This is a genomic window from Thomasclavelia sp. (genome assembly GCF_047249845.1).
In the GTDB taxonomy this organism is placed as follows: Bacteria; Bacillota_I; Bacilli_A; order Erysipelotrichales; family Coprobacillaceae; genus Thomasclavelia.
On the sequence record NZ_JBKTWO010000133.1, the window covers coordinates 1 to 2,286 of the forward strand.

The 2,286-nt window shown below is 29.0% G+C and carries 3 protein-coding genes; all 3 read left to right on the forward strand.

Annotated features, from left to right (window positions below; all coding sequences use genetic code 11):
• Positions 1 to 1,104: hypothetical protein (locus tag ACLR9T_RS13970; RefSeq protein ID WP_413110094.1), on the forward strand; the 1,104-nt coding region annotated here is incomplete at its 5' end.
• Positions 1,101 to 2,000, forward strand: a complete 900-nt coding sequence (locus tag ACLR9T_RS13975; RefSeq protein ID WP_008787191.1) for an alpha/beta hydrolase — start codon at positions 1,101 to 1,103, stop codon at positions 1,998 to 2,000. The genes ACLR9T_RS13970 and ACLR9T_RS13975, both read left to right, overlap by 4 nt.
• Positions 2,001 to 2,017: 17 nt before the next feature.
• Positions 2,018 to 2,286, forward strand: a 269-nt coding sequence (locus tag ACLR9T_RS13980) for a family 1 glycosylhydrolase (protein ID WP_413110095.1), incomplete at its 3' end; no start/stop codon positions are given.

Below are 2,286 nucleotides of genomic sequence, written 5' to 3' on the forward strand. Positions count from 1 at the left end.
CATTATTATATGCTTGATCAAAACTTTAGACAAATTGATATTTATGTAGAGATTCAATGTAAAGATCATTTGACTTATACTTTTTCTGAAGATCTGCATGAACAAGAAAAACTTTATATTGTAAAAGATGCTGTTAATCGCATTATTAAAAAATTTGATTATAAAAGTACTTTGCATTATTCCTTGTATGAAAATTATATCAAAACAATATCTACACAGTTAACGGTGTTAGAACCAATTGATTTTTGTGATATTTTAAATTATATGAAATATCATCAAGGAAGTAATCAAAAAACAATGGATGAATATTATAAAATATTTATTCCCTGTTTAAAGATTCATTTAGATAATAAGAATTATAAACAATTTATTGATTCAGTAAACTTATTATTAAAGAGTGTTCTTTATCAATATGAATGGGATGGAACAAATTCAAAATATTTAGATACAGAATATCAGTATCATTTATATTATATCCGAGAGATTGTTCGTATTGTTTATGAAAATTTAGATAAATTCTATAAAAATGTACCTAAAGAATTATTTGAAGCAGTTCATACACTTTGTTTAAATTCAAGATTTTCATTTGCAATTATGACAGATTTTGGATCAATGATTTTATCTCAATATAGAGTAACAAGTGCAATGATAAAGGCTTTAAAAGAAGAGTTAGTCTTGAATGATAAGGATGAAGAAAGGGAAAATGTTAATTTAGTCTTCTCTTATATCTATTATATTTTTCATAATGATTTTGAACAATATTATGCTGTTGTTTTAAAAGTATTAAGAGATGTGATTAATAATATGTTAACATTTGCAAATCACGATCTTGACTTAGCTTTAGGGAATTCCTTAGTGCAATCTGAAGGGTATCAAGTTTTACTTGATTTATTCCATGAAGATTATAATACATTTATCTTTTCATGTTTCCCAATTGAGTCTTTTCCTTTGGAAATAAGACCAAAGGTAAGAGAGGAATTAGTTACAGCTATTCAATATTTTGCTGCAAGAATGGGTAGTGATAATTATCGTTTAAGTTCCTTTGAACAAGTTATGAATATAAATAGAATCCTGATGGATAATTTTAAGGAGTGGTATAAATGAAAAAGAAATTCGTTGTTGGAAGTGCTGTTGCATCAACTCTTACTGCATCAACCCTTACTGCTGGGCTGGCATTAGCAAATCAATTTGCTAAAAAGATGCTTTATCGTGAACATTTAAGTAAAGATGATCAAGGTAATTGGTATGAAGATATTGGTGCAAGTAAAGTTAAGATTAAGAATCATAAAGGAATGTTCTTGCAAGCTTATTTAATTGAGAAACCACAAGCAAAAAGAACAATTATTTGTTTGCATGCTCTATTAAATTCTGCACATTCTTTGCAGGCTGTCGTTGATTATTTTCAATCAGTATTTCCAGATGAAAATATTTTGATGATAGATGCGAATGCTCATGGATTAAGTGATGGGTATATTCGAGGGTTTGGATATCGTGATGTTTTTGATTTGATGTATTTTAATACTTATGTTCTCCAAAAGTATGGGCAAGATCATCGTATCATTATGTATGGTCAGGGAATGGGTGCCAACACAATTTTAAATACTTCTGGTTTAGGAAAGTTAAAAAATGTGGATTTAATTATCAGTGAAGGTGCTTATGATACAGTTTATAATTATTTAGCAATGCGTTGTCAAAAGGAAATGAAGGTTACTAAATTTGTAGCTGGACCAATTATTCGTAAAGTGATTAAAGATGAATTGAAGAGTGATATTAAGAAGATGAATACGGTTGATATGGTAAAGAAAAATGTTATACCAACTGTTTATGTCCATTCTAAAAATGATAAGGACGTTCCTTTTCAAATGGTTTTCCCATTATATAACCATGATGCATCAAACAAGTTGTTATTTCCAATTAAAGAAGAACATTTATATGATTTAAAAGATAAAGAAGATTCTTATTCATTATCTCTCATTGAGTTTATGAATGAAAATATATAAAGCAAAGGAGGAAATCTATGTATTTTAAAGAAACAAAAGGATTCCCTAAAGACTTTCTATGGGGAAGTGCATCTGCTGATTATCAAGTTGAAGGTGGTTGGGATGCAGATGGTAAAGGTGTTACTAACTGGGATAAGTTTGTGAGAATTCCAGGTAAGACATTTAAGGCAACAACTGGAGATAAGGCCGTTGATCATTATCATCGTTTTAAAGAGGCTGTCAAGTTAATGGCTGATATGGGTCTTAAGACTTATCGTTTTTCAATTGCATGGGCGAGAATTTATCC